Annotated in this window: 13 protein-coding genes; 11 read left to right on the forward strand and 2 right to left on the reverse strand. The window is 68.3% G+C overall.

Annotated features, from left to right (window positions below; genetic code table 11):
• Nucleotides 1–439: 439 nt before the first annotated feature.
• From ABB22_RS01500 to ABB22_RS01515, 4 genes are all read left to right on the forward strand, one after another.
• Complete coding sequence (locus ABB22_RS01500) at nucleotides 440–2065, forward strand: hypothetical protein (RefSeq protein WP_055767008.1); 1626 nt, start codon at nucleotides 440–442, stop codon at nucleotides 2063–2065.
• A gap of 12 nt (nucleotides 2066–2077) precedes the next feature.
• Nucleotides 2078–4696 carry an RHS repeat domain-containing protein gene (locus ABB22_RS01505; RefSeq protein ID WP_082443531.1) on the forward strand — a complete coding sequence of 873 codons (2619 nt, stop codon included), beginning with the start codon at nucleotides 2078–2080 and terminating at the stop codon, nucleotides 4694–4696.
• Entirely contained in the window at nucleotides 4666–6891 is a 2226-nt protein-coding gene (locus tag ABB22_RS01510) for a S9 family peptidase (protein WP_057505017.1), read from the forward strand. Before ABB22_RS01505 ends, ABB22_RS01510 begins: the two co-directional genes overlap by 31 nt.
• Before the next feature lie 198 nt (nucleotides 6892–7089).
• Nucleotides 7090–8880, forward strand: coding sequence for a DUF885 domain-containing protein (locus tag ABB22_RS01515; RefSeq protein ID WP_425477759.1), 1791 nt, complete (start codon nucleotides 7090–7092; stop codon nucleotides 8878–8880).
• A gap of 535 nt (nucleotides 8881–9415) precedes the next feature.
• On the opposite strand, the gene ABB22_RS01520 is transcribed toward ABB22_RS01515, so the two are convergent.
• Entirely contained in the window at nucleotides 9416–9835 is a 420-nt protein-coding gene (locus ABB22_RS01520; RefSeq protein ID WP_055766999.1) for a hypothetical protein, read from the reverse strand.
• 131 nt (nucleotides 9836–9966) lie between these two features.
• Between ABB22_RS01520 and ABB22_RS01525 the strand changes: the two genes are divergently transcribed.
• The 4 genes from ABB22_RS01525 to ABB22_RS01540 all read left to right on the forward strand — a co-directional run bounded on the left by ABB22_RS01525 (nucleotide 9967) and on the right by ABB22_RS01540 (nucleotide 12516).
• Complete coding sequence (locus ABB22_RS01525; RefSeq protein ID WP_055766997.1) at nucleotides 9967–10215, forward strand: hypothetical protein; 249 nt, start codon at nucleotides 9967–9969, stop codon at nucleotides 10213–10215.
• A gap of 79 nt (nucleotides 10216–10294) precedes the next feature.
• A complete protein-coding gene (locus tag ABB22_RS01530) occupies nucleotides 10295–11209 on the forward strand; it encodes a bestrophin family protein (protein ID WP_055766994.1) in 915 nt (304 codons plus the stop codon).
• 28 nt (nucleotides 11210–11237) lie between these two features.
• Nucleotides 11238–12227, forward strand: a complete 990-nt coding sequence (gene hemB / locus ABB22_RS01535) for a porphobilinogen synthase (protein ID WP_055766991.1) — start codon at nucleotides 11238–11240, stop codon at nucleotides 12225–12227.
• 1 nt (nucleotide 12228) lies between these two features.
• The gene (locus ABB22_RS01540) at nucleotides 12229–12516 is read left to right on the forward strand and encodes an SHOCT domain-containing protein (RefSeq protein WP_235504263.1); all 288 of its coding nucleotides are present in this window, start codon (nucleotides 12229–12231) and stop codon (nucleotides 12514–12516) included.
• A gap of 236 nt (nucleotides 12517–12752) precedes the next feature.
• Here ABB22_RS01540 and ABB22_RS01545 read toward each other — a convergent pair whose 3' ends face one another.
• Nucleotides 12753–13634 carry a TolB family protein gene (locus ABB22_RS01545; protein ID WP_055766988.1) on the reverse strand — a complete coding sequence of 294 codons (882 nt, stop codon included), beginning with the start codon at nucleotides 13632–13634 and terminating at the stop codon, nucleotides 12753–12755.
• 53 nt (nucleotides 13635–13687) lie between these two features.
• Between ABB22_RS01545 and aroE the strand changes: the two genes are divergently transcribed.
• The 3 genes from aroE (at nucleotide 13688) to dinG (ending at nucleotide 17068) form a co-directional block, all read left to right on the forward strand.
• Entirely contained in the window at nucleotides 13688–14536 is an 849-nt protein-coding gene (aroE, locus tag ABB22_RS01550; protein ID WP_055767409.1) for a shikimate dehydrogenase, read from the forward strand.
• A 5-nt stretch (nucleotides 14537–14541) separates the two neighbouring features.
• Nucleotides 14542–14895, forward strand: coding sequence for a hypothetical protein (locus tag ABB22_RS01555; protein WP_055766984.1), 354 nt, complete (start codon nucleotides 14542–14544; stop codon nucleotides 14893–14895).
• Nucleotides 14896–14968: 73 nt separating this feature from the next.
• Nucleotides 14969–17068 carry an ATP-dependent DNA helicase DinG gene (gene dinG, locus ABB22_RS01560; protein WP_055766980.1) on the forward strand — a complete coding sequence of 700 codons (2100 nt, stop codon included), beginning with the start codon at nucleotides 14969–14971 and terminating at the stop codon, nucleotides 17066–17068.
• Nucleotides 17069–17198 lie beyond the last annotated feature (130 nt).

The raw sequence follows: 17198 nt of genomic DNA on the forward strand, positions 1-17198 counted from the left end.
CTCCTTTCCACGGAGCCGGGGGCGTTCGACCAGGCCGGATGCCAGGAATGGATGCGCGCTCCGCAGGAATGCATCCGCGCCTGGCGGATGGGTGCAGGCAATCTGCCTTGGTCGATACGGCGGATGTGTTCGATTGATTATGTCGGCGGAAAAGGTACGGGTAATGCAGCCCGGGCATCCGATACCGGGGAACGGCGATGATGTTTTCGCGTTTCGCAGCGTATATCCGGGGGGGTGCTTGTTTTGCGCTGGATAATGGGGGAGGGTATGGCGGCATGAACCGTCACGCAAGGAAGTGATCATGTCGGTACGCAGCGCAGCCTCATATTGGTTGTTTTTTCTGCTTTTTTCCATGTGAGGACTGGCTTTTGCCCAGAATCCGGGCGATATAAAACCCGATGAATCCGAAGGGGCACTCGCGGCTCTTGCCAGTGATGCGATGCAGCCTTACCAGGAATACGACAGGAAGATAAGGGCGGCGGAAATCGTGCCCGCGTTGACTTCGGATCTGTTCGGAGAGGCGGTGAACCTTTACGACCAGACCGTTGTTTTCCACCACGTGGATGTGGATGTTCCAGGCTCGAACGCATTGCCGGTGCGCCTGTCCCGTAGCCTGGCCATCAGGCCGGTTCCCTACCTGGGGACTCCTCCCGAAACATATGGCGGGGCGGGGGACTGGGACGTGGATGTCCCGCGGATATCAGGCGTGTTCGACTCGATGTACGGGTGGAACATCGGCTACGGCGGCAGCGCGCCACGCTGCTCCAGCAGTTTTTTCCCGCGTACCGATCCGCCGCATGACATGTCCGAGATATGGTCGGGCTATGTCTTGAGCATTCCGGGGCAAGGCAGCCGCAGTCTGGTGGGCCTGCCGCCGAGCCAGTACAGGAAGCCCGATTCCAAGACGCGACTGTGGACGACGACGGCCTTTGATGCGGTGTCCTGCACGCCGATGATCTCCGGATACCCAGGCGAGGGCTTTGTCGTGGAAACTATGGCAGGGCTGGTTTACACCTTCAACGTCGGAACCCAGCGTTCTGCAGGCAAGATGGGCAGGGATAATGGTTCTCCTGCTTCACGGCTGCGCTTGGAGGTGTCGCTGCTGGCGAGCAGGGTCGAAGACCGTTTCGGGAATTGGGTGGAATATTCCTACAACGCTGCGGGCCACCCTGTCAGCATCAGCAGCAGTGACGGCCGCCTCATCTCGCTGACATACAGCAGCGGCCGCCTTTCCAGCGCAAGCGCACATGGCAGGAACTGGAGCTATACCTACAATGGATCGAACCTCCAGCGCGTAAACCTTCCGGACCAGTCGTTCTGGGAGTTCACCCATCTGGCGGACAGGCGCATCCGCTATGAACGCTGGACGGAAGATCCCGGGGTGGGGTGCGGAAACATCGCGCCATTGGCGCTGAAGAACTACACGCTGCAGTTGCGCCATCCGTCTGGTGCACTGGGTGAATTCGAGTTCGCCCATCAACGGCTGTATCGCGCGGGCATTCCATGGACCTATTGCGAGGCCGAGTCGGTTGGTGGTACGTCGGTCGTGCATAGGCTGGCCTTGCCGAATTACTTCGACGTGCTTGGTCTCTGGACAAAGAGGATCACGGGTCCGGGCATCCCGTCCGGGCAGGTCTGGGGCTATTCGGACCTCGGCGACTATCATGGCCTATGGTCGGGAATCGTTCCGCCCTGTACGACATGCCCGCAGTCCAAGCGAGTCCGGATCGTGCAGCCGGACGGAAGCCAGGTGGAAGAGGAATATGGCATCGTCTATTCGCACAACGAGGGGCGCCTGCTGGGTAGGTTCCACAGTTCCAGTGTCGGAACCGCGCTCCGTTCCGAGTACCTCACCTACGTATCCAGTGCGGAAGCCGCCTCGGCTCCGTTTCCGGACAGATACGGATCGCTATGGGGAGGCAACGACGAATCGTCGGTATTGGTAAGGCCGCTGCGGCGACGGGAAGTGATCGAAAGCGGCGTGAAGTTCAGCTGGGAGGCGACAGCTTTCGATGTTTTCGCCCGGCCGGTGAATGTCACGCAATCCAGCACTCCCTCCCCCTGAAGGACTCAGGACATGAGCAAACAAAGGACCTGTTTCCAGCCGCTCCCTCTTTTGACTTCGCTGTTGGTGGCCCTGCTGCCGATGGTGGCCTCGGCGCAAAGCTACAGCCGCACGGAAGTCATCACCTATTACGACAACACGAGCAAGTGGGTGCTGGGCCAGGTAGCCAGCCGCGCGGTCAACGGCATAGTGGTTGAATCGACGACCTTCAGCACCACTACCGCACAGCCGTTGACGTACTCGTCCTATGGCCGGCTGCAGCAGACGCTGACCTACAACGCCGACGGTACGGTGGCCACGGTCAAGGACGGCAACAACAACCTCACCACGCTGTCGTCGTGGAAGCGCGGCATCCCCCAGTCCATCAGTCATGCCGATGGCAAGGCCCGCTCGGTGGTGGTCAACGACAGCGGCTGGATCACCCAGGTCACCAACGAAAACGGCTACGCGACCAACTACACCTACGATGCGATGGGCCGGCTGGCCAGCATCGCCTACCCGACCGGCGACAGTACGGTGTGGAACACCACCACGCAGGTATTCCAGCCGGTGAGCGCGGCCGAGTACGGGATACCGGCCGGGCACTGGCGGCAGACGGTGAGCACCGGCAATGCACGCAGGCTGACCTACTACGATGCGCTGTGGCGGCCGCTGCTCACCCAGGAGTACGACACGGCCAACATCAGCGGCACCCAGCGCTTCCAGCGCTTCAGCTACGACCATGAGGGTCGGATCACCTTCGCTTCGTACCCGGGCAGCAACGATGCGCTTTCCTTGGGCAATCGCACCACCTACGACGCCCTGGGCCGCCCTGTCGCCGCCACGCAGGATTCCGAGCTGGGCGTACTGACCACGACCATCGAGTACCTGGCCGGCTTCAAGACCCGCACCACCAACCCGCGTGGCCAGCAGACCACGACCAGCTACATGGCCTGGGGCCAGCCGACCACCGACTACCCGGTGGCAGTGGAGCAGCCGGGCGGGGTTTATACGGACGTCGCCCGCGACGTGTTCGGCAAGCCGACGGCGATCACCCAGCGCAATGCGGCCAGCAGCGTGTCGGTGACGCGGCGCTACGTGTACGACGCCTACCAGCAGCTGTGCAAGAGCATCGAGCCGGAGACCGGCAGCACGGTGATGGCCTACGACAACGCCGGCAACCTGAGCTGGTCGGCCAGCGGCCAGGCCCTGCCCTCGGCCAGCAGTTGTGACACCGCCAGCGTGGCAGGCAGCCAGAAGGTGAGCCGCAGCTACGATGCGCGCAACCGCCTCACCACGCTCACCTTCCCGGACGGCAACGGCAACCAGAACTGGACCTACATGGCCGACGGCCTGCCGGACACGGTCACCACCTGGAACGAGGGGGGCAGCACTACGGTCAGCAACAGCTACGTCTACAACAGGCGGCGGCTGCTGACCGGCGAAAGCCAGTCGCAGACGGCGGGACAGGCGGTGTGGTCGATCGGCTACGGCTACAACGCCAACGGCCACCTGGCGAGCCTGGTGTATCCGGCGGGCCTGACGGTGGACTACCTGCCCAATGCGCTGGGCCAGCCGACCCAGGCAGGCACTTTCGCCACGGGCGTGCAGTACTACCCGAACGGGGCGATGAAGCAGTTCACCTACGGCAACGGCCTGGTGCATACGATGACCCAGAACGCGCGGCAGCTGCCGGCGCGCAGCACCGACAGTGGCGGTGTGCTGGACCTGGCCTATGCCTACGATGGCAACGGCAACGTGGCCTCGATCACCGACTACACGGCCGCGGGCCGGCAGACCCGCAGCATGGGCTACGACGGCCGGGACCGGCTGACGGGCGTGACCTCGCCGCTGTATCCGGGCGGGGCCACATACACCTACGACGTGCTGGACAACGTCACCCGGGCCACGGTGGCCGGCCGCGATCACGTGTACTGGTACGACGCCAGCAACCGGCTGACCAACCTGCTCGACGGTCCCGGCGGCCCGAGCGTGATCGGGCTGGGCTACGACGCGCGCAGCAACGCGAACAACAAGAACGGCTACCTGTTCGTGTTCGACCACGGCAACCGGCTGCGCACGGCGCTGGGCACGGAGACGTACCGCTACGACGCGCAGGGACGGCGGGTGCGTACGTCCAGCACGGGCGGCGCCCTGTACGAGATGTACAGTATCGACGGGAAACTGCTGTGGCAGCGCGACGAGCAGATCGGGCTGCGCTTCCAGAACGTTTACCCGAGCCGCATTCGGGTGGCGTCGAGGTGGATGCTGACCGGGGCAGGCATGGGTGATCCCTGCCGATTGATCCTGCGCAAGGCCAGCCCTAGCCGATCCCCCTACGCTGCCTCCATCGACACGGCACGGGGAGGGGACGACGATGCATCCGATCTTGCGCGACATGCTGACGCAACCGGTGGGCTGGCTGACGATCTGCGGGGCGTTGATCATCCTGGGCATTCCAATGTTCACGGTGTTCTTCATCCGCCGCAGGATGCGCGAGGAGCAGCGCGGCCAGCGCTGAGGGCCTGGCGGCGGCTTGGCGCGCGCGACCGATGGCAGGGGCAAGGGCGGGCCGGCTCGGCTAGGATGGCGCGATCCATTCTGTCGATGACAGGAATCCCATGCGCCCCTTGTTCCTCGCCCTTGCCATGATGCTCGCCACGCCCGCCGTCCACGCCGAAAAGCTGACCCTCGAAGCCATCACCGGCAACGCGCCGCTGACCGGCCCCACCCTGATGAAGCCCAAGGTGGCGCCCGACGGTTCGCGGGTGACGTTCCTGCGCGGCAAGGACAGCGACCGCAACCAGCTGGACCTGTGGGAGTACGACATCGCCAGCGGCCAGACCCGGCTGCTGGTCGATTCCAAGGTGGTGCTGCCTGGCACCGAAACGCTCAGCGACGAGGAGAAGGCGCGGCGCGAGCGCCAGCGCATCGCGGCGATGACCGGCATCGTCGATTACCAGTGGTCGCCCGACGCGAAGACGCTGCTGTTCCCGCTCGGCGGCGAGCTGTACCTGTACGACCTCGGCAAGCAGGGGCGCGACGCGGTGCGCCAGCTCACCCGCGGCGAAGGCTTTGCCACCGATGCCAAGCTCTCGCCGAAGGGCGGTTTCGTCAGCTTCGTGCGCGAGCGCAACCTGTGGGTGATCGACCTGGCCAGCGGCAGGCAGCTGCAGCTGACCCGCGACGGCAGCGCCACCATCGGCAACGGTGTGGCCGAGTTCGTCGCCGACGAGGAAATGGATCGCCACACCGGCTACTGGTGGGCGCCGGACGACTCCGCCATCGCCTTCGCCCGCATCGACGAATCGCCGGTGCCGGTGCAGAAGCGCTATGAGATGTACGCCGACCGCGTGGAGATGATCGAGCAGCGCTATCCGGCGGCCGGCGACCGCAACGTGCTGGTCACGCTCGGCGTGGTCGCACCGGGCGCCGGCGCGGCGCCGAAGTGGGTCGATCTGGGCAAGGAGCAGGACATCTACCTGGCCCGCGTGAACTGGCGCGATCCGCAGCACCTGACCTTCCAGCGGCAGAGCCGCGACCAGAAGAAGCTGGAACTGATCGAGGCCAACCTGGCCGACGGCAGGCAGCGTACGCTGGCGACCGAGACCGGCAAGACCTGGGTGCCGCTGCACAACAGCCTGCGCTTCCTCAAGGACGGCCGTTTCCTGTGGTCGTCCGAGCGCAGCGGCTTCCAGCACCTGTACGTGGCCAATGCCGACGGCAGCCACCTGACCGCGCTGACCTCGGGCAACTGGCCGGTCGACGAACTGCTGGCGGTGGATGAAGCCGCCGGCACCGTCTATTTCCGCGCCGGCGTCGAATCGCCGCTGCGCAGCGAGATCTACGTCGTGCCGCTGGCCGGCGGTACGCCGAAGAAGCTGTCGCGGGCCGCGGGCATGCACGGCGCTGCGTTCGCCAACAATGCCAGCGTCTACGTGGACAGCTGGTCCAACAGCGCCACGCCGCCGCAGATCGAGCTGTACCGCGCCAATGGCGAAAAGATCGCCACTCTGCTGGACAACGACCTGGCCGATCCGTCGCATCCGTACGCGAAGTACCGCGACGCGCAGCTGCCGGTCGAGTTCGGCACGCTCACCGCCGCCGACGGCAAAACCCCGCTGCACTACAGCCTGATCAAGCCGGCCGGTTTCGACCCGGCGAAGCAGTACCCGGTGGCGGTGTACGTGTACGGCGGGCCGGCATCGCAGACCGTCACCGACAGCTGGCCCGGTCGCGGCGACCACCTGTTCAACCAGTACCTGGCGCAGCGCGGCTACGTGGTGTTCTCGCTGGACAACCGCGGCACCCCGCGCCGCGGCCGCGATTTCGGCGGTGCGCTGTATGGCGTGCAGGGCACCGTGGAAGTGGCCGACCAGCTCAAGGGCGTGGAATGGCTGAAGGCGCAGCCGTGGGTGGATGGAAAGCGCATCGGCGTGCAGGGCTGGTCCAACGGCGGCTACATGACCCTGATGCTGCTGGCCAAGGCCTCGGACCAGTACGCCTGCGGCGTGGCCGGCGCGCCGGTCACCGACTGGGGCCTGTACGACACCCACTACACCGAGCGCTACATGAACCTGCCGGCGGCCAACCCGGACGGCTATCGCGAAGGGCGCATCCTCACCCACATCGACGGACTCACCTCGCCGCTGCTGCTGATCCATGGCATGGCCGACGACAACGTGCTTTTCACCAACTCGACCAGCCTGATGAGCGCGCTGCAGAAGCGCGGCCAGCCGTTCGAGCTGATGACCTACCCGGGCGCCAAGCACGGCCTGTCCGGCAGCAATGCGCTGCACCGCTACCGCATGGCCGAGAACTTCCTCGCGCGCTGCCTCAAGCCCTGAGCCGGCACGGAGGCGGTGATGCTCCACCGCCGCCGCCGCCGCCGTGATCGTCGCCGGATCGCGATGCGCGGTTTGGAGCCGTAGATCCGGCGGGCCACGCGTGTGGCGGGCGGCATGACGAACGTCACTGTGACTGTCCGACCTTGTCGCCGACGGGGTGGCTGAATACGTTCGCGGTTCCGATCCAAGGAGCTGTGCATGATGCGTTCCCTCCTCGTTCTCGCCCTGTGCGCGTCCCTGCCGCTGGCCGCGGCTGCGGGACCGGCCACCCCGGCACCCGCCGCTGCCGGCGCTCCGGCATGGGTGGCGCGCAGCAATGAGCTGGCGCAGATCCTGCTGCAGGCGCAGGCGCCGTTCCTGCCGGAGATGGCCAGCTCGCTGGGCGTGCAGGGCTATGAGGGCCGGGCGGTCGACCTGGCCCCGGGCCACGATGCCCGTTATCGCGCGGCTCTGGGAACGGCACGCGAACGGCTGCGCGGACAGCTCCAGCTCGAGCGCGATCCCAATGTCCGGCAGGACCTGGAAATCATGATCGCGGCAGCCGAGCGCAGCATCGAAGGCAGCCAGCTCGATGCGCAGTACCTGATGCCGTGGGTGGACGTGCCGCAGGTCGTGTTTGGCGGGCTCAACAACCTGCTGACCGATCCGCCGCCGGCGCCGCATCGTGGCAAGGCGCTGGAACGGCTGCGGGCCTATATCGGCCAGGTGCCCGGCACGCCGCCGCTGGCCACGCTGGCGCGCCAGCGCTACGAGGAGAAAAGCGGCACGCCGGATCTGCTGCAGCCCACGCGCGCCGAGATCGAGCAGGCGCTGGCCAATGTCGATACCTATGTCGAGGGCATCGCCGAGCTGTTTGCCGAACACCGCATACGGGGCGCGGATGCGGCGCTGGCGACCCTGGCCACACAGATGAAGGACTACATCGCCTGGACCCGGGAACAGGTACTGCCCCTTGCACGCACCGATCCGCGCCTGCCGGCCGGGCTGTATGCCTTCCGGCTCAAGGAGGCCGGCATCGACATCGATCCTGCCCTGCTGATGCAGCGCGCGCAGCTGGAGTACATGGAGACCCGCGGCATGCTGCGGCAGCTGGCGCCGCTGGTGGCCGCGGCCAAGGGCCTGGCGATCGACGATCGCAACGACTACGTCGCGGTGATCCGCGCACTGAAGCGGGAGAAGATTGCCGACGACCGGCTCGAAGCGCACTACCGTGGCGTGATCGACGCCATCGACCCGGTCATCCGCCGCCAGCGCATCGTCGATATGCCACAGCGTCCGCTGCGGATGCGCCTGGGCAGCGCGGCCGAGAGCGCCGCGGCGCCAGCGCCGCACTACCTGCCGCCGCCGCTGGTCGACAACCACGGCCAGTTCGGGGTCTTCGTGTTGCCGCTGGGCAACCCGGCCTCGGAGGGCAAGGCGCAGTACGATGATTTCAGCTTCGATGCCGCGTCATGGAGCCTGAGCGCGCATGAAGGACGACCGGGCCATGACCTGCAGTTCGCGGCGATGGTCGAGCGGGGCATTTCGCTGGCGCGCACCCTGTTCGCTTTCAACCTGGTCAATGTGGAGGGCTGGGCGCTGTATGCCGAGGCGGAGATGATGCCGTACGAGCCGTTGGACGGGCAGATGATCGCCCTGCAGTTCCGCCTGCTGCGCGCGGCGCGCGCGATGCTCGATCCGATGCTCAACCTGGGCCTGATCGACCGGGAACAGGCGCGCGGCGTATTGATCGAGGGTGTCGGCCTGTCCGAGGCGATGGCCCGGCAGGAACTGGATCGTTATACCGTGCGTGCGCCGGGGCGTGCGCCCAGCTATTTCCATGGCTACAGCCGGATCATGGAGCTGCGCATGCGGGCCGAGCTGGCGCTGGGGGAGCGATTCGATCTGCTGGCGTTCAACAACTTCCTGCTCGACCAGGGCCTGCTGCCGCCGGACCAGCTGGCAACGGCGGTGGAAGAGGTGTTCGTGCCTGCGCAGCGCAAAAGGTAGTTTCTGATCTGGAGCGGCCGCGGCCCCGGTGCGGGCGTCGCTGCATCCGGCCCGTACATGGCTTTTACCGCCCCCGATCCACAGGCCTGCGGAGAATCGGGTGGTGCCCGGGCCCATGGCTGCAGAAGCACACCGCAGGGAGCCGGGCGCGTCCTTTCCTGTAGGGGTTTTCGCCTGGGAGTTATAGGAAAAGTCTGATTGGCGCCGAAGTGCGACTGCTTCCCTTTGGGAGTGAGCCGTGGCGCCCGGGATGGGGGCGCCCGGGTGTCCGGCTCCCAAGGGCGGCGGTCATGAAAAGGCTTCAACGCTCCATGTCATCGGCGCTCCGGCAATGTCCGTTTCCAGTGGCGTGGTGTAGGCGGCGGAAACGCTTTGCATCAGGGCATGCCGATTGACGTACCGGGAATGCCGGGCGGCAGGGGGCGGCGTCAACGAATGCGCCGGCGCCCCTGCCGATTGCCTGTGCAGCGGCTCCGTGCCCCGAAGATTCCGCGGACGACCCGGAAGGCCCCGTCGATTGCCGGGCTTTCCGGCTTTACCGGGAGCCCGGTGGCACCCAGATCGCCACGCCCGCGGCCCGTTTCTGCTGCGTCGGTATGCCTACGCTCAGGCCGCCGCCGGTGTGCCGGCCATAGCTGCCGGCGCCGACCGACATGCCCACCGGCGAGCCGCCGGCGCCTACGCCCATCAGGATCACCCCGTTGGCGCCGAGTGCCGCCGCTTCGCGCTTGAGCCGCGCGATGGCCGCGTCGGTCTGGCCCTGCGTGCCGAAGCCGACCGCGCTGGAGGATTCGAGCTGGGCGATTTCCACCGAGCCGGCCGGCGGCGTGGAATAGATGCGCACGCTGGCCGGATCGACCGGCGCGCGGGCCTGGCCGAGCATGACCCTGGAGGTGCTGGCACAGCCGCCGGCGGCCAGGGCGATGCCCAATGCGATGGCGAGCGGGAATTTCATGGCTTCACTCCCCGGTGGGTGTCGGATGGATCATCGGCGCCGGTGCGTGAATCGGCCGCGAACCGGATGGAACGCCCGGTAGCGGCCGTTTCCGGGCTATCTTGCGCGCACCAACCGGTGGAGGAAAGGACATGGGGCTGATCAGTCTGGTCTGGGGCATCGTGGCGCTGTTGTGGATGGTGTTGGCCTTCATCCCGCTGCTGGGCTGGGGCAACTGGTTCCTGATTCCGTTCGCCGCGGTCGGCGCGATCGTCGCCGCCATCGGCCTGCTGTTCACCCGCGCCGGCAATCGCGGCCGCGCCAAGGCCGGGCTGCTGCTCAACGTGGCCGTGATCGTGGTCGGCGTGATCCGCCTGGGCCTGGGCGGCGGCTTCGTCTGACCGGCAGGCGTAGAATGGCGGGCCCTGCCGGCAGACGGGTCCGGCGCACAGGGCCCGCAGCAGGCGCGACCACCCACCGATGATCATCCGACCCCGCCCCCGCGGCTGGCAGCTGCTGTACATCCTGCGCGGTTCGATCGTGCCGGCCATCGCGCCGCGGGTGCTGGCGATCGGCGTGCTGGCGGTGGCCGTGGCCCTGTTCGCCAAGCTGCACCATCCCTTCGCCGCCGATGGCCTGGCGGTGGCACCGTTCACCCTGCTGGGTCTGGTGCTGTCGATCTTCCTGAGCTTCCGCAACAACGCCTGCCATGAGCGCTGGTGGGAGGGCCGCAAGCAATGGGGCCAGCTGCTGATCGAGGTGCGCAGCCTTGCCCGCCAGGCGAACGCCCTGCTGGTGGAGGATGCGGCGCTGCGCCGGCGCGTGTCGCGGCCGCTGATCGGTTTCGCCCATGCCCTGGCCGCGCGCCTGCGCGGCCGCGACGAAGCCGCCGCCGCCGCGCCGTGGCTGGAGCCGGACCAGCAGGCGGCGCTGCAGCGGCGGAACATTCCCGACGCCCTGCTGGCGCTGGTCGCGGCCGAACTGGCCACGCCGCTGCGCGCGGGCACGCTCGACCCCTATCTGTACGGCTGCTTCGAGCAGCGCCTGCACGCGTTGTCCACGGTGCAGGCCGCCTGCGAGCGCATCGCCGGCACGCCGTTGCCGTTCGCCTATACCCTGCTGCTGCATCGCTGCGCGTGGCTGTTCTGCGTGCTGCTGCCGTTCGGCCTGGCCGGCGCGCTGGGCTGGGCCACGCCGGTGGTATCGATGCTGCTGGCCTACGCGTTCTTCGGCCTGGACCAGCTGGGCGAGGAGCTCGAGGAGCCCTTCGGCCTGGAACCCAACGACCTGCCGCTGGACGCGATGGTGCGCACCGTCGAGATCGACGTGCTCGACGCGCTGGGCGGGCATCCGCTGCCCGAACCGCTGCAACCGCAGGGCTACCTGCTGCAATAAGCCATTCCCCCGCCTTTGGAGTACCGCCATGTTCCATCCCCGCTACCGCCCGCGCCGCATGCGCCACGACGCTTTCTCGCGCCGGCTGATGCGCGAGAACACGTTCACCGCCGACGACCTGATCTGGCCGGTGTTCGTGCACGAGTTGCCCGGCCGCGCGCCGGTGGCATCGATGCCGGGCGTGGATCGGTTGTCCATCGACGAACTGCTGCGCGAGGCCGAGCAGGCGCTGGAGCTGGGCGTGCCGGTGATCGACCTGTTCCCGGTGGTCGACCCGTCGTGCAAGTCGCTCGACGCCGCCGAGGCCTGGAATCCGGACGGCCTGGCGCAGCGCGCGGTGCGCGCGCTCAAGCAGCGCTTCCCCGAACTGGGAGTGATGACCGACGTGGCGCTGGATCCGTTCACCGTGCACGGCCAGGACGGCATCATCGACGAGCGCGGCTACGTGCTCAACGACGTCACCGTCGATGCGCTGGTCAAGCAGTCGCTGTCGCATGCCGAGGCCGGCGTGGACATCGTCTCGCCTTCGGACATGATGGACGGGCGCATCGGCGCGATCCGCCAGGCGCTGGACGACGCCGGCCACATCAACGCCCGCATCATGGCCTATTCGGCCAAATACGCCTCGGCGTTCTACGGCCCGTTCCGCGACGCGCTGGGCAGCTCGGGCAACCTCGGCAAGGCCGACAAGCACACCTACCAGATGGACCCGGCCAACAGCGACGAGGCGCTGCGCGAGATCGCGCTGGACCTGGAGGAAGGCGCGGACATGGTGATGGTCAAGCCGGGCATGCCGTACCTGGACGTGGTGTACCGGGTAAAGCAGGAGTTCGGCGTACCGACCTTCGCTTATCACGTCAGCGGCGAGTACGCGATGCTCAAGGCCGCCGCCGCCAATGGCTGGCTGGACGAGCGCCGCTGCGTGATGGAGACGATGATCGGCTTCAAGCGTGCCGGCGCCGACGGCGTACTGACCTACTACGCGCCGCAGATCGCGCGCTGGCTGCGGGAAGGCTGAGATGGACGCACCCGGCATGCAGCCCTGGCAATGGGTGGTGTGGGTGGTCGGCGTGACCGCGTTCGCAGTGGTGATCGGGCTGGTGATCGCCGCCGTGCTCCGCGCCGCGCGCCGTCCGCCGGAGCTGCCTTCGGCCGCGCAACGGCTGCAGCGGCAGTCGCCGCAGCCGCCGGAAGTCGAGGCGCGGCTGCGCGAGCTGGCAGGCCTGCAGCAGAGCGGCCGGATCGGCGAGGTCGAGTACGAACGGCGGCGCGCCGAGATACTCGCGCAGCGGCCGGAAGAGCGGTAGAGCGGGGCAATGCCCCGCCGGGGCTTTGCCGGTAATGCCCCGCCGGGCGTTGCCCGGCGCTACAAAGCCGCGCCCCGATCGTGTAGAGCGCGGCAATGTCCCGCTGGGTTTTACCGGGGCGGCCCCGCCGGGCGTTGCCCGGCGCTACAACGCCACGCCCCGATCGTGTAGAGCGGGGCATCGCCCTGCTGGGGGCTTCAACCGGGACTGTCCATCGGCGTGGCCCTGTGATGCGCCTATCGGCAATCGTCGCTGCCATTGCTGGCCGGCGCGCGCATCCGGTACAGGTCGAAGCCGCCGGCGCGCGGTGCGCGTGCGTGGCCGCTGACCAGCAGTTCGCCCGGGGTGCTGGCATCGACCAGTGCCGCGCGGGTGTCGCCCTCGGCGGTGTTGAACGACAGCGCCAGCGGTTCGGCCGCGCTCCAGCGGCCGTTGCGGCAATGTGACAGCTGCAGCTGCGCGCCGCCGCTGCTGTTGCCGCGGGCGAACACCACCGCGCGTCCCCCCGCCAGCCAGCTGCCGTCCAGTTCGTCGCCTGGGCTGTTGAGGCCGGCCATCGGCTGCGGCGCGGCGAAACCGTCGCCGGCGCGGCGTGCGCTCCACAGGTCCCAGCCGCCGGCCCCGCCGCCGCGGTTGCTGGCCAGCAGCAGGGAGCCGTCGTCCTCGCGCAGGGCGGGCGAACGCTCGTCGTCGGCGCCGTTGATCGTCGCGCCCAGGTTCTGCGCGGGACCGAAGCCGCCGTCGTCCAGCAGGGCCGCACGGTACAGGTCGAAGCCGCCATGGCCGCCCTCGCGGTTGGAGGCGAAGTACAGCCAGCGTCCGTCGGCGCTCAGGAACGGATCGACCTCGTCGGCGGCGGTGCTGAACGGCAGCGGGCGCGCATCGGTCCAGCGCGACTCCTGCCACGTGGCCTGCCAAAGATCCCAGCCGCCGGCGCCGCCTTCGCGGTTGCTGGCCCAGACCAGTCGCCGGCCATCGGCCGAGCGCGTGGCGCGCAGTTCGTCGGCGCGGGTGGAGACCACGCCGATGCCCTCGATGCCGAACTCGGCCAGTGCCGTCACCTGCGGCGCAAAGAGTAGACTCGCAGACAGCGCGAGCAGCAGCGATCGGATCCGCATGGAGATTCCGCAAGCCAGGGATCGCGTCAGTCTAGGTCATGCAGAGGATCACCATGAGCGCCGCCCGCTATGCCGTCTTTGGTCAACCCATCGCCCATTCGCAGTCGCCGCGCATCCAGGCCGCCTTCGGCAGGGCGGAGGGGATCGAAATCGACTACCGCGCCATCGAGGCCTCGCCGCAGGAGTTCGCCGCCGCGCTGGAAGCCTTCGCCGCCGGCGGCGGCGTTGGCGCCAACGTGACCCTGCCGCACAAGGAAGCGGCGTTCGCGCTGTGCGCCACCACTACTTCGCGCGCGCAGCGCGCCGGCGCGGTCAACACCCTGCTGCGCAAGGGCACGCGCTGGCATGGCGACAACACCGATGGCATCGGCTTGGTGCGCGACCTGACCGGCCGCCACGGCCTGGACCTGCGCGGCCGCCGGGTGCTGCTGCTCGGCGCCGGCGGCGCCGCGCGCGGGGTGGCGCCGGCGCTGCTCGATGCCGGCATCCTCGAACTGGTCGTGGCCAACCGCACGCCCGAGCGCGCCGACGCGCTGGTCGATGCGATGAGCGAGCCGGGCCGCGCGATTTCGGCGTACTGGGAGGCGCTGCGCGAACAGGGCGACTTCGAACTGATCATCAATGCCACCTCCGCCGGCCGCAGCGACGGCGCGGCCTTCAGCCTGCCGCTGTCGCTGGTCAACAGCCTGACCACCGCGGTGGACCTCAACTACGGCGAGGCGGCGATCCCGTTCCTGGCCTGGGCGCGCGCGGCCGGCTGCCGCAATTACTTCGACGGGCTGGGCATGCTGGTCGAGCAGGCCGCCGAGAGCTTCCAGCAGTGGCATGGCGTGCGTCCCGGAACCGATGAGGTCTATGCGGGACTGCGCGAGCGCGCCGCTACCCTGGTCACCGCGGACTGAGCGGCATGGACCACGCGCAACTGCTGAGCTCGCTGCTGGTATCGGTCGGCTACCGCCTGCCGGTGATGATCGCGCTGGGCGTGGCGCTGGTGCTGCTGCTCGGCGCGCCGAAAGCGGCGGCGCGCAGCGCGGCGCTGTGGGCGCTGGCGATCCTGATGGCGGTGACGCTGTTCGGCGCCGCATTGTCGGTGCTGCCGCTGCTGATGATCGCCGCCGGTAATTTCGACGGCATCGCCGGGCTCAATACCTGGCTGGGCATCGGCCATTTCATGCTGTCGCTGCTGGAAGCGGCCGGTTTCGTGCTGCTGGCCTGGGCGCTGGCCAGGGCGCTGCGCGGAAACGCCGGCGCACCAGGCTGAACCGGCGTAGGTCGGCGGCCGCGCGCCGGTATGGGAAAATGCCGGCCATGAACGGAGCAGGCGGCAGAACGGCGTGACGGAAAAAGTGGAAGCGCCGCGGGCGTTGACCGAGGAAGTGAAGACGGCCATCCGCGACGCCTACGCGAAGCTGCAGGCCAACACGCCCGGGTTCAGCACGCGCCGCTCGCAGAGCCAGATGATCGGGGTGGTCTCGCGCGCGCTGGCTACCGGCGGGGTGGGCGTGGTCGAGGCGCCGACCGGTGTCGGCAAGAGCCTGGGCTACCTGACCGCCGGCGTGCCGATCGCGCTGGCGTCGAAGAAGAAGCTGGTGGTCAGCACCGGCACGGTGGCGCTGCAGTCGCAGCTGGTCGAGCGCGACATCCCCAACTTCCTCAAGGCCACCGGCCTGCAGGCCACGGTGGCGCTGGCCAAGGGCCGCACCCGCTACCTGTGCACGCGCAACGCCGCCGAGGCGCAGGGCGAGGGCGCGCAGGAGGGCATGTTCGGCGACGAGGTGCAGCTCTACGACCGGCCGCTGGCGCCGATCGAGATGGACGTGGCCGGCAAGCTGATGCGCGCCTTCACCGAAGGGCGCTGGAACGGCGACCTGGACAACGCGCCGGAAGCGGTCACGCCCGGCCTGCGCCTGCGCATCACCACGCCGGCCTCGGGCTGCGCCGGGCGCCGCTGCGCCTATTCGACGCAGTGCCCGGTGCTGCGCGCGCGCAACGAGGTGCGCGAGGCGCAGATCGTGGTCACCAACCATGCGCTGCTGCTGTCGGCGCTGTCCATCGGCGAGTCCGACAACGGCCAGCCGCTGATCGCACCGCCCGCCGACATGCTGTTGGTGCTGGACGAAGGCCACCACATCGGCAATGTCGCCATCGACCAGGGCGCGGCCAGCCTGCCGCTGGACGACATGGCGCGACGCACCGGGCGCCTGCAGATCATCATCGCCGGCGCGTATCGCGCGGTGGACAGGGACAAGATCGGCAACCTGCTGCCGAACGAGGCGATTGAGGCGGCGGCGCGCGTGAGCAAGCTGCTCAGGGTGTTCGCCGACGGCATCGCGCAGGTGTGGACGCCCGCCGCGGACGAGCGCGAGCCGCTGTGGCGCGCCGCCAATGGCCGCCTGCCGGAAGCGTGGAAACAGCCGATCGAGGAGCTGGCCGACGAGACCCGCACCCTGCTCAACTGGGCCACGGCGGCCGCCGCGCAGGTCGCCAAGGGCAAGCCCGAGGACGCCGGCCACGAGCGCCTGCAGCGCAGCCTGGGCATGGCGCTGGAGATGATCCAGCAGCAGCACGACCTGTGGGCCGGCTGGCGCCGCGAGGACAAGGAAGGCCAGCCGCCGATGGCGCGCTGGATCACCCTGACCCGCGACGGCGAGCACGTGCTGCACTGTTCGCCGGTGTCGGCGGCGATGGTGCTGCGCAAGCTGCTGTGGGACGAAGTGGATTCGGTGGTGATGACCTCGGCCACGCTCACCGGCGGCGGCGATTTCCAGGCGCTGTCCATCGACAACGGCATTCCCGAGGAGGCGGAGATGGTATCGCTGGCCTCGCCGTTCGACCTGGCCAACCAGGCGCAGCTGGTGGTGCCGCCGTTCCCGGTGACGCCGGACGACCGCGAGCGTCACCCCAAGGAAGTGGCGAAGTACCTGGCTGCCGAACTGGACTGGGACAAGGGCAGCATCGTGCTGTTCACCTCGCGCTGGAAGATGGAAAAAGTGGCCGAGCTGATGCCGGCCACGCAGCGCAGGAAGGTGCTGGTGCAGGGCGAGGGCGCCAAGCAGAAGATGATCGACGAGCACCTGCGCCGCACTGCCGCCGGCGAGGGCTCGGTGCTGTTCGGGCTCAACTCGTTCGGCGAAGGCCTGGACCTGCCGGGCGAAGCCTGCACCACGGTGGTCATCACCCAGGTGCCGTTCGCGGTGCCGACCGATCCGCAGACCTCGACGCTGGGCGAGTGGTTCGAGAGCCGCGGGCTGAATTCCTTCAACCTGATCGCGGTCCCGCACGCGCTGCGCACGCTGACCCAGTTCGCCGGGCGCCTGATCCGCACCTCCACCGATACCGGCCGCGTGATCATCCTCGACTCGCGGCTGCTCACGCGCCGCTACGGCAAGCGCATCATCGACGCGCTGCCGCCGTTCAGGCGGGTGATCGGGTGAGGCACGGTTGAGCGGGGCAGCGCTCCGCTGGAGCATTCGCGGCCAAGCCACGCCTCGCGCTGCCAGGCGCCGCAAACCGCCTGTAGGCGGGGGCAACGCCCCGCTGCGGCAATACCGGACAAGCCCGGGC

The sequence above is a fragment of the Stenotrophomonas nitritireducens genome (genome assembly GCF_001431425.1).
Taxonomy (GTDB): Bacteria; Pseudomonadota; Gammaproteobacteria; order Xanthomonadales; family Xanthomonadaceae; genus Stenotrophomonas; species Stenotrophomonas nitritireducens.